The 22,734-nt window shown below is 71.9% G+C and carries 22 protein-coding genes; 12 read left to right on the plus strand and 10 right to left on the minus strand.

Annotated features, from left to right (window positions below; translation table 11 throughout):
* Positions 1-29: 29 nt before the first annotated feature.
* The 4 genes from M8C13_RS18400 to M8C13_RS18415 all read right to left on the minus strand — a co-directional run bounded on the left by M8C13_RS18400 (position 30) and on the right by M8C13_RS18415 (position 3,852).
* A complete protein-coding gene (locus tag M8C13_RS18400) occupies positions 30-1,457 on the minus strand; it encodes a S1 family peptidase (protein ID WP_252481849.1) in 1,428 nt (475 codons plus the stop codon).
* Positions 1,458-1,535: 78 nt separating this feature from the next.
* Positions 1,536-2,498, minus strand: coding sequence for a LysR family transcriptional regulator (locus M8C13_RS18405; protein ID WP_252481850.1), 963 nt, complete (start codon positions 2,496-2,498; stop codon positions 1,536-1,538).
* A gap of 25 nt (positions 2,499-2,523) precedes the next feature.
* The gene (locus tag M8C13_RS18410; protein WP_252481851.1) at positions 2,524-2,859 is read right to left on the minus strand and encodes a nucleotide pyrophosphohydrolase; all 336 of its coding nucleotides are present in this window, start codon (positions 2,857-2,859) and stop codon (positions 2,524-2,526) included.
* A 9-nt stretch (positions 2,860-2,868) separates the two neighbouring features.
* Positions 2,869-3,852: an RNA polymerase sigma factor gene (locus tag M8C13_RS18415; protein ID WP_252481852.1), complete on the minus strand. Its 984-nt coding sequence runs from the start codon at positions 3,850-3,852 to the stop codon at positions 2,869-2,871.
* Between the two features lie 112 nt (positions 3,853-3,964).
* Here M8C13_RS18415 and M8C13_RS18420 point away from each other — a divergent pair, with 112 nt between their 5' ends.
* Positions 3,965-4,312 carry a hypothetical protein gene (locus M8C13_RS18420; protein ID WP_252481853.1) on the plus strand — a complete coding sequence of 116 codons (348 nt, stop codon included), beginning with the start codon at positions 3,965-3,967 and terminating at the stop codon, positions 4,310-4,312.
* Between the two features lie 16 nt (positions 4,313-4,328).
* Here the strand turns inward: M8C13_RS18420 and M8C13_RS18425 are convergent, their stop codons facing one another.
* Both M8C13_RS18425 and M8C13_RS18430 read right to left on the minus strand, forming a co-directional pair.
* Positions 4,329-4,943 carry a flavin reductase family protein gene (locus M8C13_RS18425; RefSeq protein WP_252481854.1) on the minus strand — a complete coding sequence of 205 codons (615 nt, stop codon included), beginning with the start codon at positions 4,941-4,943 and terminating at the stop codon, positions 4,329-4,331.
* A 15-nt stretch (positions 4,944-4,958) separates the two neighbouring features.
* Positions 4,959-5,903, minus strand: coding sequence for an NAD-dependent epimerase/dehydratase family protein (locus M8C13_RS18430; protein ID WP_252481855.1), 945 nt, complete (start codon positions 5,901-5,903; stop codon positions 4,959-4,961).
* A 207-nt stretch (positions 5,904-6,110) separates the two neighbouring features.
* On the opposite strand from M8C13_RS18430, the gene M8C13_RS18435 reads away from it, so the two are divergent.
* From M8C13_RS18435 to M8C13_RS18460, 6 genes are all read left to right on the plus strand, one after another.
* On the plus strand, positions 6,111-6,767 hold the full coding sequence (locus M8C13_RS18435; RefSeq protein WP_185002317.1) for a Crp/Fnr family transcriptional regulator: 657 nt from the start codon (positions 6,111-6,113) through the stop codon (positions 6,765-6,767).
* 84 nt (positions 6,768-6,851) lie between these two features.
* Complete coding sequence (locus tag M8C13_RS18440) at positions 6,852-7,532, plus strand: hypothetical protein (RefSeq protein WP_252481856.1); 681 nt, start codon at positions 6,852-6,854, stop codon at positions 7,530-7,532.
* Complete coding sequence (locus M8C13_RS18445; protein WP_252481857.1) at positions 7,526-9,727, plus strand: hypothetical protein; 2,202 nt, start codon at positions 7,526-7,528, stop codon at positions 9,725-9,727. Before M8C13_RS18440 ends, M8C13_RS18445 begins: the two co-directional genes overlap by 7 nt.
* Positions 9,724-10,698, plus strand: coding sequence for a hypothetical protein (locus tag M8C13_RS18450; protein WP_252481858.1), 975 nt, complete (start codon positions 9,724-9,726; stop codon positions 10,696-10,698). The genes M8C13_RS18445 and M8C13_RS18450 overlap by 4 nt, the downstream gene beginning before the upstream one ends.
* 53 nt (positions 10,699-10,751) lie before the next feature.
* Entirely contained in the window at positions 10,752-11,723 is a 972-nt protein-coding gene (locus tag M8C13_RS18455; protein WP_252481859.1) for a penicillin-insensitive murein endopeptidase, read from the plus strand.
* A gap of 29 nt (positions 11,724-11,752) precedes the next feature.
* Positions 11,753-13,084 carry an FAD-binding oxidoreductase gene (locus tag M8C13_RS18460; RefSeq protein ID WP_252481860.1) on the plus strand — a complete coding sequence of 444 codons (1,332 nt, stop codon included), beginning with the start codon at positions 11,753-11,755 and terminating at the stop codon, positions 13,082-13,084.
* 807 nt (positions 13,085-13,891) lie between these two features.
* On the opposite strand, the gene M8C13_RS18465 is transcribed toward M8C13_RS18460, so the two are convergent.
* The 4 genes from M8C13_RS18465 to M8C13_RS18480 all read right to left on the minus strand — a co-directional run bounded on the left by M8C13_RS18465 (position 13,892) and on the right by M8C13_RS18480 (position 17,321).
* A complete protein-coding gene (locus M8C13_RS18465; RefSeq protein WP_252481861.1) occupies positions 13,892-14,095 on the minus strand; it encodes a hypothetical protein in 204 nt (67 codons plus the stop codon).
* Between the two features lie 109 nt (positions 14,096-14,204).
* A complete protein-coding gene (locus tag M8C13_RS18470) occupies positions 14,205-16,223 on the minus strand; it encodes an MFS transporter (protein ID WP_252481862.1) in 2,019 nt (672 codons plus the stop codon).
* Between the two features lie 10 nt (positions 16,224-16,233).
* Complete coding sequence (locus tag M8C13_RS18475) at positions 16,234-16,854, minus strand: TetR/AcrR family transcriptional regulator (RefSeq protein ID WP_252481863.1); 621 nt, start codon at positions 16,852-16,854, stop codon at positions 16,234-16,236.
* Positions 16,854-17,321, minus strand: coding sequence for a MarR family winged helix-turn-helix transcriptional regulator (locus tag M8C13_RS18480; protein WP_252481864.1), 468 nt, complete (start codon positions 17,319-17,321; stop codon positions 16,854-16,856). Before M8C13_RS18480 ends, M8C13_RS18475 begins: the two co-directional genes overlap by 1 nt.
* A gap of 35 nt (positions 17,322-17,356) precedes the next feature.
* On the opposite strand from M8C13_RS18480, the gene M8C13_RS18485 reads away from it, so the two are divergent.
* The 5 genes from M8C13_RS18485 to M8C13_RS18505 all read left to right on the plus strand — a co-directional run bounded on the left by M8C13_RS18485 (position 17,357) and on the right by M8C13_RS18505 (position 22,729).
* A complete protein-coding gene (locus M8C13_RS18485; RefSeq protein ID WP_252481865.1) occupies positions 17,357-18,172 on the plus strand; it encodes a hypothetical protein in 816 nt (271 codons plus the stop codon).
* A 442-nt stretch (positions 18,173-18,614) separates the two neighbouring features.
* Entirely contained in the window at positions 18,615-19,988 is a 1,374-nt protein-coding gene (locus M8C13_RS18490; RefSeq protein ID WP_374213089.1) for a sugar transferase, read from the plus strand.
* The gene (locus M8C13_RS18495; protein ID WP_252481955.1) at positions 19,985-21,253 is read left to right on the plus strand and encodes a class I SAM-dependent methyltransferase; all 1,269 of its coding nucleotides are present in this window, start codon (positions 19,985-19,987) and stop codon (positions 21,251-21,253) included. The genes M8C13_RS18490 and M8C13_RS18495 overlap by 4 nt, the downstream gene beginning before the upstream one ends.
* Complete coding sequence (locus tag M8C13_RS18500) at positions 21,250-22,074, plus strand: sugar phosphate nucleotidyltransferase (RefSeq protein WP_252481866.1); 825 nt, start codon at positions 21,250-21,252, stop codon at positions 22,072-22,074. Before M8C13_RS18495 ends, M8C13_RS18500 begins: the two co-directional genes overlap by 4 nt.
* Before the next feature lies 1 nt (position 22,075).
* Positions 22,076-22,729, plus strand: coding sequence for a PIG-L deacetylase family protein (locus M8C13_RS18505; protein WP_374213090.1), 654 nt, complete (start codon positions 22,076-22,078; stop codon positions 22,727-22,729).
* The last annotated feature ends 5 nt before the right edge of the window (positions 22,730-22,734 follow it).

Genomic DNA, 22,734 nt, shown 5'->3' on the forward strand with positions numbered 1-22,734 from the left:
GACCGCGAGGGTCGGTCGCCGACTGGGACCTACGGGGCGCCGGTGGTCAGCGTGTAGCTGCCCGAGCCGCTGTAGGCGTGCACCCGGTAGCGGTAGTAGCCCGCGGTGCCGGCGTAGCTGACCTTCTCGGTGTTGCCGGGGCTGGCCGACTCGGCCACGTCCGCCCAGGCGCTGCCGTTCCACTTCTGCAGGTACAGGTCGAAGTCGGTGCCTGTGGGACCGCTCAGGCAGCCGGTGTGCGTGCCGGCGGCGGTGGACTGGTAGTAGCTGTTGTTCGGCTGGTACGCGCTGCCGTTGGCGGCCAGCGAACCGGAGTAGGTGCCCTTGCCGCACTCACCGCCGGGCGGCGGGTTGCCACCCTCGGTGAGCAGGGTCAGTCCGTAGGTCTGCAGGATCTCGTTGACCGGCTGGAAGTAGGTGGTGCCACCCGAGCGGCAGTTGCCGGAGCCGCCGGAGGTGACCCCCTGGGCCTGGTTGCCTGCCAGCAGCGAGCCACCGGAGTCACCGGGTTCGGCGCACACGCTGGTCTGGATCAGCCCGGACACCGTGCCCTGCGGGTAGGTCACCGAGGAGTTGCGCGCCTGGATGGTGCCGCAGTGCCAGCCGGTGGTCGACCCGGACCGGCACACCGTGGACCCGACCGGCGCGTCCTGGGACCCGGCCACCGCCACCCGGCCGCCGCTGTAGTTGTTCACCGCGCCGACCGGGGTGTTGCCCGCGGCCACCTGCACCCAGGCGTAGTCGTTGCCGGGGAAGCTGGACCCGCGGAAGGTGCCGCTGGGGTTGCTGGTGGAGGCCCCGGTGTTGCCGCAGTGCCCGGCGGTGACGAACCCGCCGGTGACCGAGAACCCGACCGAGCAGCGTGAGCCGGAGCCGATGTTGTAGGCGTTGCCGCCGACCACGTCGATCAGCGGCCGGGCCTGCTCCAGGCTGGACTCGAACCGGACCGCGCCCGCCTGCGCCCCGCTGGCCAGCACGAACGCCCGCGCCGCGGCCAGCGCCTCCGGCCGGGACCGGACCACCACGCTGTTGCCGGCCACGTCGACGTACCAGCCGTGCACCGTGTCCGGCGCCTTCGCCGCCGCACTGTCCAAAGTGGACTTGACCGCGTCCAGGGCGGGTTCGGCGCGGCTCACCAGCTTCGGGATGCCACCGGCCTGGCGGACCGCCTCGGCGCGGGCCTGGCTGGTGACCCCGGCGACCAGGCGGCCGTCCGGGCCGAGCCAGGAGCCGCCGTCGGCGCTGGCGGCCACCCGCTTGCGCACCGAGCGCGCCAGGTCCTCCACGGCGAGCCGGGCGCGGGCCTGGTCGGCGGAGAGGCCGAGGTCGCGCTGGAGGGCGGCGAACAGGCCGGGGTCGACCTCGGCGGGCGCGCCGGCCGAGGACGGGGCCACGGCGGCGGAGAGCGCCATGGTGGTGAACGCGGCGACCAGCAACGCGGATAGGCGTCGGCTCATGCCGGTGTCTCCTTGGATGGGCAGGGATGCAGGGACCTGCACGTTAGGCCCGGCCCAGCCCGCGGAGGGAGATACCAGTTACCTCATACCGAAGCCGGGATGCCCGGCCAGCCACTCGGTGTAGCGGGGGCTGCGGCTGACCACGTCGGCGTAGGCGGCCAGCGCGTGCCCGGCCATCCGCTCCGCCGCCGCCGTGCTCTGGCCGTCGATGTGCCAGCCGATGAACTGCCGCCAGCGCAACGGGATGCCCGCGATCGGCACCGGGACCACGCCGGTCCACTCGCGGAAGGTCGGCTGGCACAGCGCCACCGCGTCCCCGGAGCGGACCAGGTCGACGCAGCTGACCACGTCCGCCTCGTACAGCTCCCTTGGCGCGAACCCGGCGCGGGCGCAGGCGGCGGCGAAGCAGTCGCCGAAACAGCCGTCGCCCGGGGTGGCCGCCCAGCGCGCCTCGGCCAGGTCGACCAGCTCCAGCTCGTCCTTGTCCGCCAGCGGGTGGTCCTCCGGCAGCAGCACGAACACCGGGTCCACCGCGAGCAGCCGCCACTGCACGCCGGGCGCGTTCGGCGGCAGGGCCTCCCCGCACGCCCCGACCAGTGCGAAGTCCAGGCGACCCGCGGAGAGGAGCTCGGTCAGCTCGTCGCTGGAGTAGGAGGTGTGCGGGGAGATCCGCGCCTGCGGCCGGTCCGCGCCCAGGTGGTGCATGAGCCCGCCCAGCATCGGCCCGTTGGCCGAGCCGATCCGGAAGTGCGTGGCGCCCTCATCGCCCGCGGAGTTGGCCAGCCGCGCGGCCTCCTCGCGCAGCTCGCTGACCGCGGGCAGCAGCAGCCGGGCCCGGGCCAGCACCAGCTCGCCCAGCTGGGTGGGCCGGGAGCCGCGCCGGTCCCGCTCGAACAGGGCGCCGCCCAGCGCGCGTTCGATCCGGTTGAGCTGGGCGGTGAGCGCCGGTTGCGCCAGACCGAGTTTGGCGGCCGCCTTGGTCACGCTGCCGGTGTCCGCGACGGTGCAGATCACCCGCAGATGCCGCAGCTCCAGTTCCATAAGACGACGCTAAATCCCTTGCCGCTCAGGCGGAAGGGTTTGCCTCCAGCGGAGGAAACCGGTGTTCGTTGCGATCGATCTTGGCATGCGCCTCGGCCGGGAGGTCCAGACCACAGACATCGGCGAAACGCACCAGGTAGAGCAGCACGTCGGCCACCTCGTCGGCGACCCGCTCGCGCAGCGCGCCACCGTCGAGCTGCTCGGCGATCTCCTTGTCGCTCAACCACTGCAGCTCGGAGACCAGTTCCCCGACCTCGCCGGAGAGCGCCATGGCGAGGTTGCGCGGGGTGTGGAACGGCTCCCACTCCCGCGCCGCCGCGAACTCCCGCAACCGGGGCACCAGCTCGTCAAATCCACGCATGCCCGAACCCTAGGCCGTATCCAATCGTTGCCTGAGCAGGGTCAGCTCCCGCCGCCGCCGCAGCGCCCTCGTCAAGCCCACGGCCGCGAGCGCCACCAGCGTGCCGCCCAGCGCGAGCGCCACCGGCAGCCCGCCGCGCGAGGCGGTGACCACCGCCAGCCCGGCCGCGGTGACCGAGGCGAACCCCAGCGCCAGCCACCCGGCGACCACGCTGTCCCTGGCCAGCAGCGGCCCGCGCCGGGTCAGCGCCCACACCGCGAAGGCGGCCCAGCTGAGCCCGATCGCGGTCAGCACCCCGAAGGCCAGCCGGGTGACGGCGGGCAGGGCCGGTTCGGTGAGCCACAGCGCGCCGGTCAGCAGCGCCCCGCTCAACCCGGCCAGCCCGACCAGCACGTGCCGCAGCCTGCGCTCGGGCGCCAGCCGGGCCAGCACCTCCGCCGCGGACAACGACGGTTCGTCGAACCGTTCACTCATCGCCGAACCCCTTCTCCAGCAGGCGCTCGCGGAGCAGGCCGCGGGCGCGGGACAACCGGGACTTGACCGTGCCTCGGGCACGCCGAGCACCGCCGCGCAGTCCCGCAGCGACAGGTCGGCCAGGTGGAACAGCGCCAGCACCTCGCGCTCGACCAGTGGCACCTCGGCCAGCCCCGCCCTGATCGCCAGCACGTCCAGCACCACCTCGGCCGAGGGCGACACCGCCTCGGGCAGCACCGGTTCCGGCCGGTAGCGCTCGCGCAGCCGGTCCAGCAGCGTGCGCCGCGCGATGGTGAAGAACCAGGGCGCGAACCGCGCGGGCTCACGCAGCCGGGGCAGCCCCTTGAGCACCGCGAGCCAGGCTTCCTGGGCCAGGTCGTCGGCGGTCTGCGGGGTGCTCATCCGGCGCAGGTAGGTCCACAGCGGTGGGTGCCAGGCCCGCACCAGTTCGGCCAGCGCCGAGGGCTCCCCGAGCTGGCAGCGCACCACCAGCAACGCGGTACTCCGGTCGTCGGTCACACCAGCACAGTCGGCAATTCACCCCGCCAGGTTCACGACCCTGGGTGACGACCTGGTCAGCCCCCGTGACCCGGCTTGCTGTCGATCTACCTAGTCATCCAGACTCGCACACGTGTTCGACCGAACGGTGCAACTCGCTCCCTCCCTCGGCCGGGTCTACGACCGCAGCAGACCGGTCTGGGTGGACCTCAACGAGCTGTACCGGCACGGCTTCCTCGGCGACGCCTCCTCCGCCACCCTGCTCATCCGCCAGCAGGGCCTGGTGGTCAGCGGCCGGGTCCCGGGCACCCTGCACGCCTGGCTGCGCACCGAGGAGGGCTACTGGGCCGGGCTGGTGTCCTTCTGCATCGCGGGCCGGGCGGAGAGCACGGTGCCACCGCTGGCCCTCAAGCACCTGGTGCCGAGAGGGGCGCTGCGGCCGAGGGCGCCGGAGGAACGGGGAGGGGAGCGCCGGTACTAGGCGGCTCCTCGGCCGCTCAGCCCCGGTAGTGCCCCGGCCAGTCCGCGTGCCGGATCCGCCTGATCTCCCGCACTCCGCCCACCGTCCCCCACTCATCCCGCCCCAGCCGCGACAACGGCCGCAGCAGCTCCACGGACGGCAGCCCGTCGCGGACCACCTCCGCCGCCACCGCCGCGTGCACCACCCGCCCGAACACCACCGTGGAGTCGCCCAGCCGCAGCGTGCTGTGCAGCACGCACTCCAGCGCGGCGGGGCTGGTGGCGACCCTGGGCGGCTTGACCTTGAGGCTGGGTTCGCGGGGGATGCCGGCCGCGTCGAACTCGCTGGTGGCCGGGGGGAAGTCGGTGCCGGTGGCGTTGACCTGGGCGAAGTTCGGCTCGGTGGCCAGGTTCACCACGAACTCGCCGGTGGCCTCCACGTTGGTCAGGGTGTCCTTGCGGCCCACCGAGGTGAACTGCACGATCGGCGGGTCGACGCAGGCCACGGTGAAGAACGAGTGCGGGGCGAGGTTGTCCACGCCCTCGGCCGAGACCGTGGACACCCAGGCGATCGGGCGGGGCAGCACCACGGCGGTGAGCAGGCGGTAGAACTGGCCGGAGCCGGTGTCCTCCGGGGCGAAGTCCAGGCGCATAGGCCTGATCCTCGTTCAGCGGTGCCGGCGCAGCAGCTCGGCCTCCCACTGGCCGCGGATCATCTCGGTGAGCGTGGACTGCCGCGGTGACCAGCCAAGACGTTGCCTGATCAGCGAGTTGTCGCCGACCGAGCGCGCGGACTCGCCGGGGTTGGCCGGGCGGTGCGTGACGCGGATCTCCCGGCCGGTCACCTCGCGCACGGCGTCCACGATCTGGGCCACGCTGGCCGGGATGGCGCCCACGTTGTACACGTCGAACCGGCCCGGCGTGGCGTCCTCCAGCGCCGCCACCATGGCCCTGGCCACGTCGTTGACGTGCACGAAGTCCCGGACCGCCGAACCGTCGCCGTTGATCTCCACCGAGGGCAGGTGGCCCGCCGCCACGCCCACCGTCCTGGTGATGATCCGGGTGTCGTCGTAGTCGCCGAGCTCGCCCACCGCGCCGGCGATGTTGAAGATCCGCAGCACCACCGCGCCCAGTCCGCCGGTGGCCACCTGCCAGCGGATGGCCTCCTCGGCGGCGACCTTGGAGGCGGCGTAGGGGTTCTGCGGGGCGACCGGGGTGGTCTCGTCGATGGGCTGGCGTTCCGGGTTGCCGTAGACGCTGGCGGTGGAGGCCATCACCAGCCTCGGCTTCACCCCGGTGACCTCGGCCTGCCTGGCCAGCGCCTCCAGCACGTGCAGGGTGCCGCCCAGGTTGACCCGGTAGTACAGCGTGGGGTGCGCGAAGGCCTCGCGGATCCTGGTCAGCGAGACCAGGTGCACCGCCGCGTGCACCCCGTCCGCGGCCGCGAGCAGGCCCTCGCCGTCCAGCACGTCGCCCCTGCGCAGCTCCACCCCCTCGGGCACGTTCACCACTGAGCGGTGGACCAGCGCCACGACCTCGTGGCCGGTCTGGGAAAGTTGGCGTACGACGGCCTGTCCCACATAGCCGCTCGCGCCGGTGACCAGGACTCGCATAGCACCATCTCACCAGAAGGAAATGGGTGCACCGGCAAGTTTTGTGGCCTTCACACGGAGGTCGGGATTACCTTACTCCGGTAGGGAGAAACGCTGTGACAGGGAGTTGTTCGCATTGGGCCGTTCGGGGCATTATCTGCTGGCTATCGGGTGAGTAGTGGACCTTTCCCCTCCATATTCCCCAGCGCCAACGTCGACCCTTCCTCTATGAGCGTGGAAGGGCTCGGGGCGGCCAGCCGGGTTTTACTGGCCGACGTCGGGCGTCGTCGCAGCGTGCGCCGGGGCACGGTGCTGTTCAGGCAGGACAACGAGTCCGACTCGGTCCTGCTGGTCGAGCACGGCCTGCTGCGCATCTCGGTGGTCAGCCAGGACGGCACCGACAGCGTGCTCGCGCTGCGCGGCAGCGGTGAGCTGGTGGGCGAGTTCGGCGCGATAACCGCACGTCGGCGCTCGGCCACCGTGGTCGCGCTGACCGACTCGACGGTCGTGGTGATCGCCTCGGCCCGGTTCCGCTCGCTGCTGCGCCAGTTCTCCGGCCTCGCCTGTGACGTGCTGTCTTTACTGGTCACCCGAGTGGATGAATCTGACCGGCGACGGCTGGAGGTGGGCACCTGCACGGTGTCCCAGCGGCTGGCCCGCTTCCTCGGCGAGCTGGCCGCCACGCACGGCACCGAACGGGCCGACGGCGGGGTGGAGATCGCCGCGCAGCTGACCCAGGAGGAGCTGGGCAGCGCGATCGGCGCGACCCGCGAGTCGGTGTCCAGGGCGCTGGCCGAGCTGCGCGACGACGGCCTGCTGTCCACCGCGCGGCGGCGGATCACGATTCTGGCCCCCACCCGGCTGGACTCCTACCTTGGGACGTAAGACTGAATCACACCTCGAAAGTGCGTTGGATCACAGATTGACCTGCGGTTTTAGGGTAAACACACGCTGATGCAATACCACCCGGTGCATTTCTCGATCGTGGTCGTGGACATCGCGAAGTTCGGCACCAGAGATGACCGGTTCCAGCTGCTGCTGCGCAGCGGGCTGACGGCTGTCCTCAAGCAGGCCTTCGAGGAGTCCGGCATCGACTGGGACGAGCTCGCGATCGAGGACCGCGGGGACGGCAAGTGCCTGCTCATCCCCGCCTCGGTGTCCAAGGTCCGGCTGCTGGACCCGCTGATCGGCAGGCTTGCCGTCGCGCTGCGCCAGCACAACCAGTTCACCAGCGAGCAGGGCCAGATCCGGCTGCGCATGTCGGTGCACGCCGGTGAGGTGCACCGGGACCGGGACGGCTGGTCCGGCACCGACCTGAACTTCGCCTTCCGGCTGGTCGGCAGCGAGGCGCTCTACGAGGTGCTGGCCGCGGTGCCGGAGGCGGAGCTGGTGGTGATCGTCTCCGAGGCCATCCACAACGCGGTGGTGCGGCACGGCTACGGCGCGGTCGACCCGGCCTCCTTCCACCAGATCGAGGTGCACCGCAAGGAGGTCAGCGCGGAGGCGTGGGTGCACGTGCCCGGCATCCTGGCCCCGCTGGCCCGGCTGGAGCTCGACAGCGGCAGCAGCGGGCCGCCCGCGATCACCGTGCGCGGCAACGTCAACGGTGACGTGGTCGGCAGGGACAAGCACGTCGGCGGGCCATGGTGAGTGCCGACCGCGTCGGAGGACTGGCCGAACCGCTCCCGGATCGGGCACACCACGGGGTCGACCACACCGGCCGGTCAGGCGGCGCCGAGGGCGAGGGCGGCCCGAACCGGGACGCCGCGCGGGCGCTGACCCTCGACAAGATCAAGGAACAGCTGAGCAGCCCGGCCCGGCTGCTGGACTCCGTCTCGCTGGTGGAGGAGATCCACCGCCAGGTCAGCACGCTGCGCCCGGCGGGCGGCGGGCAGGCCGCCGCGCCGATCGTGATCATGGGCGATGTCACCGGCGACGTGGTCGGCCGGGACTCCTTCGTCGGCCGCCGCGGCGGCGGGGTGGACACCGCCGAGCCGGTGGCCAGGCGGGTGGCCGCGCCGGTGCTGGCCGGTTTCCGCGGCGCCTTCGTCGAACCCGGCAGCGCCGCGGCGATCAGGGCCAGGCTGGCCAGGCCGGGGCTGGTGCTGCTGGCCGGGCCGAGGGGCTGGGGCAAGACCGCGCTGGGCATGGTGCTGCTGGACGAGCGCTGCCACGGCGAGGTGTATGAGTTCGAGCCGATCGAGGACCTGCTGCGGCTGCCAACCGGCGCGCTCAAGTCCGGCCGCGGCTACCTGGTCACCGACCTGCCGCCGCACGTGCTGGCCGCCGCCCGCGGCGCGGACCTGCACCGGCTGGACGAGGAGGTCACCGCGCGCGGCGCCCGGCTGGTGCTCACCGTGGCGGGGGCGGGCGTGGCGGAGAAGCCCTGCCAGCTGCCGGTGGCCGACCACCCCGAGCCCAAGGCGCTGGTGCTGGCCCACCTGGGCAGGCTGCTGGCCGCCGACCGGATCGCCGAGCTGACCAGGCAGCGCGCGGTCGCCGAGCTCATCGAGGGCAGTTGTCAGGAGCCGTTCGAGGCGGCCGCGCTGGTCCGGCTGGCCGAGGAGCTGGCCAGGCTGGACCGGCTGGACCGCGGCGCGGAGGCGGCCGAGATCGCCCAGCGGCTGACCGTGCGCTCCAAGGAGGAGCTGCGCGCCTGGCTGGACGAGGTGTCCTCGCCGGACCGGGCGTTCCTGCTGTGCGTGGCCATGTTCGACGGCCTGGCCTACGGCACCGTGGTGGACCTGGCCGAACGGCTGGACCGGCTGACCACCGGCCGGGCCGCGGCCAGGGTGGACGGGCCGCCGCACGGGCGGCAGGCCCGCTGCGAGCGCACCCGCACCGAGATCCTGCGGGCCTGGAGCCACACCCCCTACGGCCGGGTGCCCACCGAGATCGTCCGGCTGCGCCAGCCCGACCACCGGCCGTGGATCGTGGACCAGCTGTGGTGCGCCGGCTACTACGGCCGCCCGGCGCTGCTGCGCTGGCTGCGCGAGCTGGGCACGCACCACGCCCGCCCGGTGCGCGGCGGGGCGGGCGCGGCGGTCGGGTTGCTGATGTCCAGGGAGTTCGAGACCTTCCGCAGGGCCGTGCTGGAGCCGTGGGCCGCCGGGGACGACCCGGCGGGCCGGGAGGCCGCGCTGGTGGCCCTGGGCGTGGCCGCGGGCGACTTCCAGCTGACCGGGGCGGTGGTCCGGCTGGCGCACAGCTGGTCCCGCTCGGGGGAGTGGCAGCTGCGCCGCACCGCGGCCCGCGCCTTCGGCGAGTCCCTGGGCCACCTGGTGCCGGACACCGCGTTCGAGGTGCTCGGCGAGCTGGCCGGGCAGTCCGATCCCGGCGGGGTGTTCGCCATCTCGCAGAGCCTGGTGGAGCTGGCCCGCTCCGCCGACGACGCGCTGCTGGCCACCGTGATCGCCACCGTGGAGAGCTGGGCGACCTCGCACCGGGCGCACCGCAGGCACGTCGGGGTCTACGGGTTCCTCCAGCTCTGCGCCGACCTGTGCCGCCCTGGCGAGAGCAGCGCGCCGCGGCTGTTGCAGTGGGCTGACCAGGGGGCGGAGCCGTCCTCGGCGCTGGCCGGGCTGTGGCGGCGGGCGCTGATCGACCCGCTCGTCAATCGCCCGGCCAGGTGGGTGCTGCGCTGGTGGGCACAGTCCTGCGAAGGTGATACCGCCGCCACCACGGCCCTGGCCAGGCTGGCCCGCTCCATCGCGAGACTGCCGAGGGAGGTTGAGATTCTGCGTCGCGCCGCGCTCACCTGGCCGGACGCCGACCCGCCAGCCACCGCGGCCGCGGCCGCGGTGCTCGACGCGCTGTCGTCACCAGTCCGAGGAGCACGGCCTTGACCGCACCCCATGACGAGCACACGGCGGAACCCCACCTCACCGCCGACCTCCGCAGCCCCATCCGCAGTGAGATCGAGCTACCGGCCCGCAGAATGCTGGCCGGCCGCCCAGCGCCCCGCCCGCACACCACGTTCGTGCTGTCCACGGTGGACGGCAACGTGTACGTGCCGTCCCGGATGCCCAGCGCGCGGGAGTGGCGCTCCGGCGGCGTGCGCTGGCTGTACGAGGTGGACCTGGCCGACCACTGGGCGCTGACCAACGTGCTGCTGCCCTGCCACGGCGACCTGTTCCAGTTCCACACCGAGCTGGAGTTCGGCTGGCGGGTGCACGACCCGGTGCAGGTGGTGCGCAACCGGCTCACCGACGCGGTCGAACTGTGCCGCAGGCACCTGCTGGCCCAGCTGCGCCAGGAGTCCCGCCGGTTCGACCCGGCGGCGACCGCGCTGGCCGAGACCGCGCTCAACCAGCTGCCCGCGATCGCGCCGACCGCGCTGCCGGAGGGTGTCACGCTGTTCCGCTGCCACGTCCGGATCACCCAGGACGAGCGGCTGCGCGAGCACCGGCTGGCCATGCTGGCCGACCAGCAGCAGGGCGAGCTGATCGTGACCAGGGCGCAGCGGCTGCGCAGGCTGGTCGAGGACGGGCACTACGCGGTGCTCGCCCTGCACCTGGCCGAGCACCCCGGCGACACCGCGAAGGTGGTGCAGCTGCTGGCCGAGCAGGAGAAGCTCAGCCTGGACACCAGCCGGGGCATCGTGCAGTCCCTGCTGGACTCCGGTTTCGCCCAGGACGTGGACATCGACCAGCTCGGCGGCGAGGCGCTGCGCCGGGTGCTGGCGCACCTGCAGGCCGGTCCCGGCCGGGCGCTACGCGAGTTCGCGGCCAACCGCACCCAGCTGCCGGAGATGCCGGACTACCCGGCCGCCTCGCGGTTCCCGCCCGACCCGCGCAACGGCCAGCAGTCGCTGTAGACCCGACCGGTGGAGGATTGTCCTGAAGTTGGTCATGTGCGAAAAAGTTTGACATGTTCGCGCGTGTGCTCGGCCGGGCGGCGCTCGCCCTGCTGGTGACGACCCTGGCGCTGGTGAGCACGGCCGCTCCGGCCGCGGCCCTCCCCGGCGCGTTCCTGCCCGCCCTGGGCGCGGGCAACCGGGGCGCCGATGTGCTGGCGCTCCAGCAGCTGCTGCGCCAGCACGGGCAGAGCCCGCCGGCCGACGGGGTGTACGCGGCGAGCACCACCACTGCGGTCCGCGCCTTCCAACAGGCCAAGGGCCTGGCCGTGGACGGCATCGCGGGCCCGGTGACCTGGGGCGCGCTGCTGGTGACCCTGCGCCAGGGCGCGACCGGCCCCGCGGTGTCGGCGTTGCAGGCCCAGCTCAACGCCAAACGCAGGCTGAGCCTGCCGGTCAGCGGCAGCTTCGACGCGGCCACCCGGTCCGCGGTGCTGGCCTTCCAGCAGCACGCCGGCCTCGGCGCGGACGGCGTGGCCGGCCCGGACACCTGGCGAAACCTGTTGTGGCACTACGACTACCCGGACCTGGCCGCCCTGTGTGACCAGGACCCCGACGGCAACGGCACGGCCAACTGGGGCACCGGCGCGACCATCGGCCAGCTGGAGGCGGCGGCGCGGTCCTTCGCCGGCACCGGCCAGGGCAAGGTGCCGCTGGGCGATGTCAGCAAGGAGCACGGCGGCGACATCGCGGGCCACGCCAGCCACGAGGCCGGCATGGACGTCGACCTGTGGCCGATCCGCGCCGACCGCGCCCAGTGCACCGCGGGCCGGATCACCTGGCGGGACCCCGCCTACGACCGCGCCGCCACCAGGACGCTGGTGCGGGCGCTGCGCTCGACCGCGGCCGGCCGGGTGAAACTGATCTTCTTCAACGACCCCGAGCTGATCAGGGAGGGCCTGACCACCCGGTATGACAACCACGACAACCACCTGCACATCCGCTACTGCGCCCCGGTGCACCCCAATCCGCTCTACGCCTGTTGATCTCCGCCGGTCTGTGGTCTGCTTCCCGGGTGAGCGAACAGCTGAGCTGGCTGACCGGCCGGATCATCACCCGGGACATGCCCCGGTACGACGAGGTCTGCACCGGGTGGAACAGCCGGATCCGGCACCGCCCCGAGGTCGTGATCGCCCCGGCTGACGCCGCCGACGTGCAGGCCGCGGTCCGCTTCGCCGCCGAGCTGAGCCTCCCGGTCCGCGTCCAGTCCACCGGCCACGGCGCCCTGGCCCCGGCCGAGGGCGGCCTGCTGATCGACACCAGCGGCCTGACCGGCATCCGCCTGGACCCGGTGGCCCGCACCGCCGAGATCGGCGCGGGCATCCGCTGGCAGGAACTGCTGGAAGCCGCCCACCCCTACGGCCTGGCCGGCCTGTCCGGCTCCTCCGGCAACGTCGGCGTCACCGGCTACGCCCTCACCGGCGGCTCCGGCTGGCTGGCCAGGAAATATGGACTCTGCGCCGAGACCATCCTGGCCGCCGAGATCGTCACCGCCAACGGCCGCCTCCGCTGGGTCGACGCCGACCGCGAACCCGAGCTGTGGCAAGCGGTCCGCGGCGGCGGCCCCAACGTCGGCGTGGTCACCAAGCTCCGCCTGCGCCTGTTCGAGGTCCCCCGCGTCTACGCAGGCGCCACCTACTGGCCGATCGAGTCCGCCCCGGAAATCTTTGCGCTGTACCGGGAATGGGCTGGCGACACCCCGCTGGAACTGACCTCCGCCCTGACCTTCCTCCAGTACCCGGCCAGCCCCGCCCTCCCGGAACCACTGCGGAACCGGACCCTGGTCGCGCTGCGCGCCGCTTACGCCGGAGGCGCTGGCGAGGCCGAGGAGCTGTTGCGCCCCTTGCGATCCCGGCCCGGAGTCGTGCTGGACACGTTCCGGGAGATGCCGTACCGCGAGATCGACACGGTGACGAACGACCCGGTGAAACCCTTGCCGCGCACGGGATATTCGACCGCGGTGACGGAGCTGCCGGAGGCGTTGCTGGAACTCGCCAAGCCGGGGGAGTCGTTCGTGACACTGGAGGCCCGGCACGTCGCGGGCGAGGGGGCTCGGCTGGGGGCGACGGGGGCGGAGTTCCTGGTGTACACGATGGCGGTGACGCCGGATGAGACGAGCGTGGCGGAGGCCGGGGACTTCGGGCGGCGGGTGGAAGCGGCCTGCGCGCCTTGGCGGACCGGGGGGAACCTGTTGAGCTTCTTGCTGGCGCCCGCGGAGGCTGGGGGGTTGGCGGAGCAGGTGGCTGGGGCGTTGCCGGGGGAGTATCGGGGGCGGTTGGCGGAGGTCAAGGCGCATTACGACCCGGCGGGGTTGTTTGGTGGGGATCGGCGGTTGGCGGGGCCGTAGGTGCGGTGAGGCGGTTGGGTTTGGTGGGGCCGGTCGAGGGTTGGCGGGCGCGGCTGGGTTAGCGGGGCCGTAGGTGTGGTGGGGCGGCTGGGGTCTGGTGAGGTGGCTGGGATCCGGTGGGTGGCTGGGGCTTGGCGGGGTGGCTGGGTTGGCGGGGCGGTAGGTGTGGTGGCGGCTGGGTTTGGTGGGGCCGGTCGGGGGTTGGCGGCGGTCGCGGGGTTGGTGGACGGCTGAGCTGGCGGACCGGTCGAGGCTTGGCGCGGTCGACCGGGGGCTTGCTGGGGGCGAGGGTCGGTGGGGCGGCTGAACTTGGTGGGGCGGCTGAGCTCGGCGGGCCTGGCAGGGGCAGTCGTGGGGCTGGTGGCGGACGTGGGCTTGGCGGGCGGACCGTGGGTTGGCGGCGGACGTGGGTCGACCCCAGGGGCGTGGGCGGCTGCGACCGGGTGATCCTTCTCGGCTTCAAGACGACCGGTCATATACGGACCCAGGTGAAGACGACCGGTCATATACAGAGCTGGCTTGAGATGACCGGTCATATTGAAGGACGGGCGGGTTAAGACGACCGGTCACATTGGGAACCCGCTCAATATGACCGGTCGTCTTAAACGGGGCGGTGGCTAGGCCAAGATGACCGGTCATATTGAGGCTCCGACATCTCAAGACGACCGGTCATATTCAACTGGCCAAACCCGTCGCGAGACCCGCGATGACGGGCGGCGGACTTGTCTCGTCAACCCAACCGGAGACGCGTCACCAAGAAGAAGACCACCCGACTCCGCAGGTGGTCATCCCCCAGAAAAGCCCTGATCAGACCGCCTGCTGGCCCTCGGCCGTCTCCGGCTTGCGGTTCATCAGCACCGCGATGGTGATCATTGCGCCAACCGCGGCGACGCCGATGCCGGCCCAGGGCTGGTAGTCCTCGATGAGGCTCATGAAGGTGAACTGGAAACCGATCATGGGCAGGAGGAAGGAACCGACGCCCAGGATGAGAAGCAGGATGCCGAACTGCACGGTGTACTCCTTGAACAGTGGAACGAGCGGTGGACTGTAACCCGTTCGGGGGGCTGCCAGGAGTGGATTTGGCGCAACGGTTATCCGAGTGCGGCCAGGGGGGTGTGGCTCAGGCGCGGGTGGCGTGGGTGGGGCGTTCCCAGCGGCGTTCGCGCAGGGTGGTGTGGTCGGCGATCATGCGGTGGGCCAGGCGGTCGACGGCGGCGGTCAGCTCCGCTTCGCGGGTGGGGTCTTCGGTGGCCAGCAGCTCCGTCAGCCAGTCTCGCCAGACGGCGGTGAGGCGGACGATGGCCTGTTCGCCGTCGGGGGTGAAGCTCAGCCAGTCGCCTTCGCGGGCGAGCAGGCCGCGCTGGACCAGGTCCGTGACCGTGGGTTCCAGGATCCGGGGTGGCAGGTCCAGGGGGTCGGCGATCTCGGTGAGGGTGGTGCGGCCTTCCTGCTTGCTGTTGCGGTAGATCTGCGCCAGCAACCAGGCGTCGGCCTCGTCCATGCAGTCGCGCAGGCGTTCGCGAAGCAGGGGGCGCAGCTCCTTGCGCCGGCGTTGCCAGACGGCGGCGACGGACTTCTCCAGCTCCTGTTCGTTCGTGTGGGACTCGGGCATGCCGAAGCCCTCGCCCAGGTCGCCTGCCTTGTCCCGGACCGAGTCGCGGAGCTGCACGGCGGGGAGCAGCCAGGCGATGGCGAAGGCCAGCAGCGCCACTGGGACGGCCCAGGTGAAGACCGTTTGCAGGCTGTCCTGGTAGGCGGTGGCCAATGGAGTCAGCAGTTCCGGGGGCAGGTGGCGGACCATCTCCGGGTTGGCCGCGGCGCCGGGGTCGAAGCCGGGGGGCAGGTTGGCGCCTGCCAGGTTCGCGGTCAGCTGGGCGGAGAAGATCGCGCCGAAGACCGCGACGCCGAAGGAGCTGCCCAGGGTGCGCAGGAAGGTCACGCCGCTGGTGGCCGCGCCCAGGTCGGCGTAGTCGCAGGTGTTCTGCACCGCGATCACCAGCACCTGCATGCCCAGGCCCAGGCCGGCGCCGAGCACGAACATGTACAGCGAGGCGGTGACGAAGCTGGTCTCGCGGTCCAGGTGGGACATCAGCCACAGACCGACGGCGGTGACGCCGGTGCCGATGATCGGGAAGTGCCGGTAGCGGCCGGTGCGGCCGACCCAGCTGCCGCTGAAGATCGAGGCGGCCATCAGGCCCGCGACCATCGGCAGCATGCGCAGGCCGGACCCGGTGGCCGAGTGGCCCTGCACCACCTGCAGGAAGATCGGCAGGTAGGTGATGCCGCCGAACATGGCGAAGCCGATCACGAAGCTGAGCACGCCGGAGACCGAGAACACCCGCCCGCGGAACAGCCGCATGGGCAGCACCGGTCCGGTGGCGCGCAGCTCCACCAGCACGAACAGCGCCACCGCGACCAGCGAGAGCACGCCGAGCCAGAGGATCTCCGGCGAGTCCCAGGCGTAGGTGGTGCCGCCCCAGCTGGTCAGCAGGGTCAGGCCGCCCGCGCCGAGGGCCAGCAGCAGGATGCCCAGGTAGTCGATCACCGGGCGAGCGCCCTTGGGCACCTTGGGCATCACCGCGCCCGCGACCAGCAGCACCAGCAGGCCCAGCGGCACGTTGACGTAGAACGCCCAGCGCCAGCTGAGCTGGTCCACGAACAGCCCGCCCAGCAGCGGGCCGGCCACCGTGACCACGCCGAACACCGAGCCCATCAGGCCCTGGTACTTGCCGCGCTCGCGCAGCGGGATCAGGTCGGCCACCAGCGCCATCGAGGTGACCATCAGGCCGCCGGCGCCGAAGCCCTGCAACGCCCGCGCCGCGACCAGGCCGAACATGCCGGTGGCCATCCCGCAGAACAGCGAGCCCGCGGTGAACAGCGCCACCGAGACCTGGAAGACGATCTTGCGGCCGAACAGGTCGCCGAACTTGCCGAACAGCGGGGTGGCGATGGTCTCGGCCAGCATGTAGCCGGTGACCACCCAGGACAGGTGGTTCGCCCCGCCCAGCTCGCTGACGATGGTGGGCAGCGCGGTGGCCACGATGGTCTGGTCCAGTGCGGCCAGCAGCAGGCCGAGCACCATCGCGCCGAAGACCACGTTGGTCCGGGAACCGCGCTCCACCTCTGCCGCAGCCGTCATGCTTGGCAAACTAGGGCGGGTTCCCCTGAGTCTGCTGGGCGGCGGTGGTCGCTCGTTTGGCTGAAAGCGGGCCGATGATCCCGTCGGCCACCCGGTCGATGAGCTGCTCGTCCGGCGGCACGCCGCGCACCAGCAGCTGGAACAGGTACAGCGCGCCGATCAGGTCCTGCAGGATCTCCGCGTCCACCTCCGGGGCCAGCTCGCCGCGCTCGGCGGCGCGCTGGACCACCAGCTGGGCCAGGTCGGGGCCGCCCTGCTGCATCCGCTCCAGGTAGAGCCTGGCCAGCTCCTCGTCCCGGCGGCTGCCCTCCAGCAGGCCGATGACCAGGCCGCGGGTGTCGGCGTTGGTCTGGGTGACCGCCCAGCGGCCCAGGAACCGGAAGTCCTCGACCAGCGAGCCGGTGTCCGGGCAGTCCGGGCGGGCCTGGTAGGTGTGGATGGCGTCGATGATCAGCGCGGCCTTGGACGGCCAGCGCTGGTACAGGGTGGCCTTGCTGGCCTGGACGCGGCGGGCCACCAGGTCCATGTTGAACCGCTCGTAGCCGACCTCGGCGAGCACCGCGCGGGCCGCGGTCAGCACCTCCCGGTACCGGTCCGGGTCGCTGAGCGGGACCTTCTTCCGCGAGGCCATCAGTGCGGCCCGCCGGGGAGCCGGTGCTGGTCCAGCTCGTGCGCCTCGGCCAGCTTGGTCAGCAGCTGGTGCAGGCTGTGCCGCTCCTGCTCGGAGAGCGGGGCGGTGATCTCCGCGTCGTGCGTGGCCGCCTCGGCCAGCGCGGTCGCCAGCAGCTCCCGGCCGCGCTCGGTCAGGTGCAGGGCGTAGGCGCGGCGGTCGGCCGGGTTGCGTTTGCGCTGCACCAGGCCGCGCGCCTCCAGGTCGTCGACGAAGGCGACCATCCGGCTGGGCGCGATCCGCATCCGCTCGCCGATGGCCTGCTGGGACTGCCCCTCGGCCGCGGCCACCACGCGCAGCAGGCCGACGTGCCTGGGTTCCAGGTCCAGTGGGGCCAGCCGTTCGGCGAACCGCCTGGCCGCGGTGAACCCGAGCTGCGCCAACAGGAACGCCGAGCTGCCGCCATGGGGATAGCCGCCGTGGTGCATGGGGGCACTCTACTGCCGGGGCAACAATTCCCTGGTTGAACGATTTTCCACTGGACGCGCTCCGTTGTGGGTTGCTCACCGACGGCGACCACACCAGGATCGAGGACGTGGCTGTGACGTGGTCGAGGTGGCGTGAACTTCCCGGTGCCTGGGCGAGCGCGGTCAGCCGTCCCCGCTGGCAGTTGGTGGTGGCCTTCCCGATCTCGGTGTGGGTGCTGGTCTGGGTCGGCGCCCAGTTCAACACCACCGGCGCGGTGTTCACCCCGCTGGACGTGCCGCGCGCGGTGCTGTCGCGTTTCGGCCAGGGCGCGGCGGGCTGGCTGGACGTGGTCGGCGGCTGGCTGCGCGATCCGGCGCACGCCGGGCTGCTCACCGCGACCGCCTGGGCGGCCGGGCTGCTGTGGGCGGCCACCACCGAGCGGACCCTGCTGCCCGCGCTGGCCGGCTGGCTGCTGGTGATGGCCGCGGCCGAGGGACTGGGCTACCAGCCCGCGATCTCCAGGGCGGTGCTGGTGCTGGCCGGTTTCATCGCGCTGCTGGCGCTGTGCGCGCTACCCAACCGCGGCAAGCTGGTCGACCGCAGGGCGCGGCTGCTGCCGGTGGACGTGCTGACCGCTGGGGCGGTCGCGGCTGCCCTTTCGGGCATGGTTCCGCTGCTCGCGCCGGGTTTGGCCGTCACCAGGCTGCTGCGGCCCTACCTGACCAAGCCCGCCCGGCCGGACCCCTCCCGGCCGGTCATCCCGGCGGCGCGCCCGCCAGTCGAGGCGATTACCCCGCCGAAGGTCCCTCATGCGGGTGAAATGAGGTCACCGAGTCGTAACGAGTCGACTGTGGCCGATGTCTCCGAGTGATCGAGATGGGGCTGAACGGTAGCGACCCGGTTAGGCCAGCTGGGTCTAAGTATTACGCCGTTTGGCGTAAAACCTGACTATCGGTCAGTTGCGTCCCCCGTTCGGACGATTTTTGTCTGTTTTTGGCGTCGACTACCTTCCGAACGGCGGGGGAGTTTCACGCAGCGCGGAATCTACGGGGACAGGGGCTTCAGCCTGGGCGCGGCCAGGCGGCTTTCAGTAAGTCACCGACAGGCAGGCGTTGACCGTTACCTGGTCACGGGGGATTAGGTAACACACGTGGCTCTCCCATGCCCAAAAAATGGTGGCGTTACCGCGAGGTGAATAAGTGCGAGCCGCTTTGTGGCAAACGGGAGAGAAAAAGATATCGGCAACCGAGGCCCCCGCGTTACAGGCCCGGAAGGTTTTCGCAGGGTGGGAGCTGCGATACCAGCTGGCGGTCGTGGTGGGAGACCTGCTGGCCATCGTGTGTGCGGTGGTCGCGGTCGGAGTGTTCGTGATCAACGGGGCGCCGGGAACGGGGCGCCTTGAGCTGTTGCTGGGTCTGGTCACCGCGGCTACCGCGGTGCTGGCCCTGCCGTTGAGCCGGGCCTGGGACCCCAGGGTGCTGGGGCAGGGTCCTGAGGAGTTCCGCCGGGTCGGGCGCGCCGCGCTGACCGGCATGGTGGTGCTGGCGCTGGCCGCGCTGGCCATCCAGGCACAGGGGATGCGGGGCTGGGTGTTCGCCGCGCTGCCCGCCTTCGCCGGGATCGCGATCCCGGTCCGCTACCTGCTGCGCCGGGTGCTGCACCGGCGGCGCCGGCAGGGCAGCTGCCTGCTGCCGGTGCTGGCCGCGGGCAGTCCGGAGGCGGTGCGCGACCTGATCGAGCGCACCCGCCGGGACTCGCACCTGGGCTGGCGGGTGGAGGCCGTGTGCACGCCGCACGGCGCGGGCGCCGGTGTCCGGGTGCCGGGTGAGATCGCCGGGGTGCCGGTGGTCGGCGACCTGGACGACCTGGTCGACCGGGTCCGGCTGGGCGGCTACCGGATGGTGGCCGTGGCCGGGTCCACCGACTGGACCCCGCCGCGGTTGCAGCAGCTGGCCTGGCAGCTGGAGGGCAGCACCGCCGAGCTGGTGGTGGCGCCCTCGCTGGTGGAGATCGCCGGGCCGAGGCTGCACGTGGCCCCGGTGTTCGGGCTGACCATGCTCTGGGTCAGCGCGCCCACCTTCAGCGGGGTCGGCTGGCTGGTCAAGGCGGTGGTGGACCGGTTGTCCGCGCTGCTGCTGACCGTGCTGCTCAGCCCGGCGTTCCTGGGCATCGCGCTGGCCATCAAGTGCACCAGCCGCGGCCCGGTGCTCTACCGGCAGTCGCGGGTGGGCCGGGACGGGCGGCGGTTCACCATGCTCAAGTTCCGGTCCATGGTGCCGGACGCGGATCGCCGCAAGGCCGAGTTCGAGTCGGCCAACCAGGCGGCCGGACCGCTGTTCAAGCTGCGCCGCGACCCCAGGGTGACCAAGGTGGGTGCGGTGTTGCGCCGTTACTCGCTGGATGAGCTGCCCCAGCTGTTCAACGTGCTGGCCGGCTCGATGTCCCTGGTCGGTCCGCGTCCGCCGCTGCCGGAGGAGGTCGCCCGCTACGGCCCCGACGCGCGCAGGCGACTGCTGGTCAAACCGGGCCTGACCGGGTTGTGGCAGGTCAGCGGGCGCAGCGACCTGTCATGGGAGGAGTCGGTGCGGCTCGACCTGCGCTATGTGGAGAGTTGGTCGTTGTTCATGGATCTGGTGATCCTGTGGAAGACCGCCTCGGCGGTCGTCGGTGGGCGGGGTGCGTACTGATGACCTGCCGACTGTGCGGCTCCGCCACCCTGCACAGCGTGGTCGACCTGGGCGCGAGCCCGCCGTGCGAGCACTTCCTCACCGCGGCCGAGCTCGACGCGCCGGAGCAGACCTATCCGCTGCACCTGCGGGTGTGCGGGGACTGCCTGCTGGCGCAGCTGCCGCCGCTGATCACGCCGGAGGACACCTTCACCGAGTACGCCTACTTCTCCTCCTTCTCCACCTCCTGGGTGGCGCACGCGGAGAAGTTCGTCACCGAGGCGGCCCAGCGCCTCGGTCTCGGCGGCGACTCCTTCGTGGTGGAGGTGGCCAGCAACGACGGCTACCTGCTGCAACACGTGCTGGCGCGGGGCATCCGCTGCCTCGGCGTCGAGCCCTCGGTGAACGTGGGCGAGGCGGCGCGGGCCAAGGGCGTGCCCACGGTGACCGAGTTCCTCTCCGCGGAGACCGGGGCGAAGGTGCGCGCCGAGCACGGGCCTGCCGACCTGGTGGTGGCCAACAACGTCTACGCGCACATCCCGGACGTGCTCGGCTTCACCCAGGGCCTGCGGGCGCTGGTGGCCGAGGACGGCTGGGTCTCCATCGAGGTCCAGCACCTGCTCACGCTGATCCAGCACACCCAGTACGACACGATCTACCACGAGCACTTCCAGTACTACACCGTCGCCGCGGCCCAGCGCGCGCTGGCCAGCGGCGGCCTGACCCTCCTCGATGTCGAGCTGCTGCCCACCCACGGCGGGTCCATCCGGCTGTGGGCGCGGCCCAGCGAGGTCGCCGGGGAGCCGGAGGCGCGGGTGGCCGCGGTCCTCGCCGAGGAGGCCGCGGCCGGGCTGCACACCGTGGCCGGGTACGCCGAGTTCGGCAGGCAGGTGGCCAAGGTCCGCCGGGACCTGCTGCGCTTCCTCGTCGAGGCGGCCGAGGCGGGCAAGACCGTGGTCGGCTACGGCGCGCCGGGCAAGGGCAACACACTGCTCAACCACTGCGGGATCCGGCCGGACCTGTTGCGCTACACCGTGGACCGCAACCCGTACAAGCACGGGCGGTTCACCCCCGGCACCCGGATCCCGGTGCTGCCGGTGGCGCGGATCGAGCAGGACCGGCCGGACTACGTGCTGGTGCTGCCGTGGAACCTGCGCGCCGAGCTGACCGAGCAACTCCGATATGTGGCCGAATGGGGCGGACGTCTGGTTTTTCCCATTCCCGAGCTCTCGCTAGTCGACCCCGCAGCCGGCACGGCCGACGGGCACAATGAGGTGAACCCATGAAGGTAGTGCTGTTCTGCGGCGGGTACGGGATGCGCATGCGCAACGGCTCGGCCGACGATCTGCCCAAGCCGATGCACCCGGTTGGCCCACGTCCGTTGCTCTGGCACGTGATGCGGTACTACGCGCATTTCGGGCACAAGGACTTCATCCTGTGCCTGGGATACGGCGCGCAGTACATCAAAGATTTCTTCCTGAACTACTCGGAAACCGCGTCAAACGATTTCGTGCTGCGCAACGGCAAGGTCGAGCTGCTCTCCACTGATATCAGCGACTGGACCATCACCTTCGCGCAGACCGGGCAGAACTCGCCGATCGGCGAGCGGCTGCGCCGGGTCCGGCACCTGGTGGCCGGCGAGGAGATGTTCCTGGCCAACTACGCCGACGTGCTCACCGACGCGCCGCTGGATGAGATGGTCCGCCGGTTCGCCACCAGCGGGGCCTCGGCCTCGATGATGGTGGTGCCGCCGCAGTCCTCCTTCCACTGCGTGGACATGGGGGAGAACGGCAAGGTCACCGGGATCATCCCGGTGAGCAGCCTGCCGCTGTGGGAGAACGGCGGTTTCTTCGTGCTCCGCCAGGACGTTTTCGACCACATCCCGGAGAACGGGGACCTGGTCGAGGACGGCTGCGGGGAACTGGCCAAGCAGGGCAAGCTGCTGGCCTATCCCTACCGCGGTTTCTGGCAGCCCGCGGACACGGTGAAGGAACGGGTGGCGCTGGAGCAGGGCTACCAGAACGGCGAACGCCCGTGGATGTTGTGGGAGCACGAGGCCGAGGAATCGGCGCCCGTGGCCAAGGTGCTCCGGCTGAGCGGGGTCTGAGGTGCTCTCGTTGTCCCCGGCCGGGCCCGCGTCGGTGGTGGTGCTCGGCGCGCACTGCGACGACATCGCCATCGGCTGCGGCGGCACGCTGCTGTCGCTGTGCGCGGCCCGGCCGGGGCAACGGGTGAGCGCGCTGGTGCTCACCGGCGCGGGCAGCAAGCGCGAGGACGAGGAGCGGGCCGCGCTGGCCGCCTTCTGCCCCGGCGCCGACCTGGACGTCACCGTGCTCGACCTGCCGGACGGCCGGGTGCCCCAGCACTGGGGCCGGGCCAAGGACGAGCTGGCCGCCTTCCGCGCGCGGGTCGAGGCCGAGGTGGTCTTCGCGCCCGCGCCGCACGACGCGCACCAGGACCACCGCGCCCTGGCCGAGCTGGTCCCGCAGGTGTTCCGGGACCAGCTGCGGCTGGGCTACGAGATCCTCAAGTGGGAGAGCGACCTCGCCCAGCCCACCGTCTTCCAGCCACTCGAACCCGCCGTCGCGCAGGCCAAGGCCACGCTGCTCGACGCGCACTACCCGTCCCAGCGGGACAAGGACTGGTTCGACCGGGAGACCTTCCTCGGCCTCGCCCGGATCCGCGGCGTGCAGACCCGCGCCCGGTACGCGGAGGCCTTCCACACGGACAAGGTCCAGCTCCGGCTGGACGCGGAAGGGTGAGAACG

The sequence above is a fragment of the Crossiella sp. SN42 genome, from assembly GCF_023897065.1.
Lineage (GTDB): Bacteria > Actinomycetota > Actinomycetes > Mycobacteriales > Pseudonocardiaceae > Crossiella.

Bases quoted from the DNA above. Each gene is read 5' to 3' on its own strand.
- M8C13_RS18400 (WP_252481849.1), bottom strand. From the start codon at position 1,457: ATGAGCCGACGCCTATCCGCGTTGCTGGTCGCCGCGTTCACCACCATG.
- M8C13_RS18405 (WP_252481850.1), bottom strand. From the start codon at position 2,498: ATGGAACTGGAGCTGCGGCATCTGCGGGTGATCTGCACCGTCGCGGAC.
- M8C13_RS18410 (WP_252481851.1), bottom strand. From the start codon at position 2,859: ATGCGTGGATTTGACGAGCTGGTGCCCCGGTTGCGGGAGTTCGCGGCG.
- M8C13_RS18425 (WP_252481854.1), bottom strand. From the start codon at position 4,943: ATGCGCCTGGACTTCGCCCCGGAGGACACCGGCTCCGGCCAGTTCTAC.
- M8C13_RS18430 (WP_252481855.1), bottom strand. From the start codon at position 5,903: ATGCGAGTCCTGGTCACCGGCGCGAGCGGCTATGTGGGACAGGCCGTC.
- M8C13_RS18435 (WP_185002317.1), top strand. From the start codon at position 6,111: ATGAGCGTGGAAGGGCTCGGGGCGGCCAGCCGGGTTTTACTGGCCGAC.
- M8C13_RS18445 (WP_252481857.1), top strand. From the start codon at position 7,526: ATGGTGAGTGCCGACCGCGTCGGAGGACTGGCCGAACCGCTCCCGGAT.
- M8C13_RS18455 (WP_252481859.1), top strand. From the start codon at position 10,752: ATGTTCGCGCGTGTGCTCGGCCGGGCGGCGCTCGCCCTGCTGGTGACG.
- M8C13_RS18470 (WP_252481862.1), bottom strand. From the start codon at position 16,223: ATGACGGCTGCGGCAGAGGTGGAGCGCGGTTCCCGGACCAACGTGGTC.
- M8C13_RS18475 (WP_252481863.1), bottom strand. From the start codon at position 16,854: ATGGCCTCGCGGAAGAAGGTCCCGCTCAGCGACCCGGACCGGTACCGG.
- M8C13_RS18480 (WP_252481864.1), bottom strand. From the start codon at position 17,321: ATGCACCACGGCGGCTATCCCCATGGCGGCAGCTCGGCGTTCCTGTTG.
- M8C13_RS18500 (WP_252481866.1), top strand. From the start codon at position 21,250: ATGAAGGTAGTGCTGTTCTGCGGCGGGTACGGGATGCGCATGCGCAAC.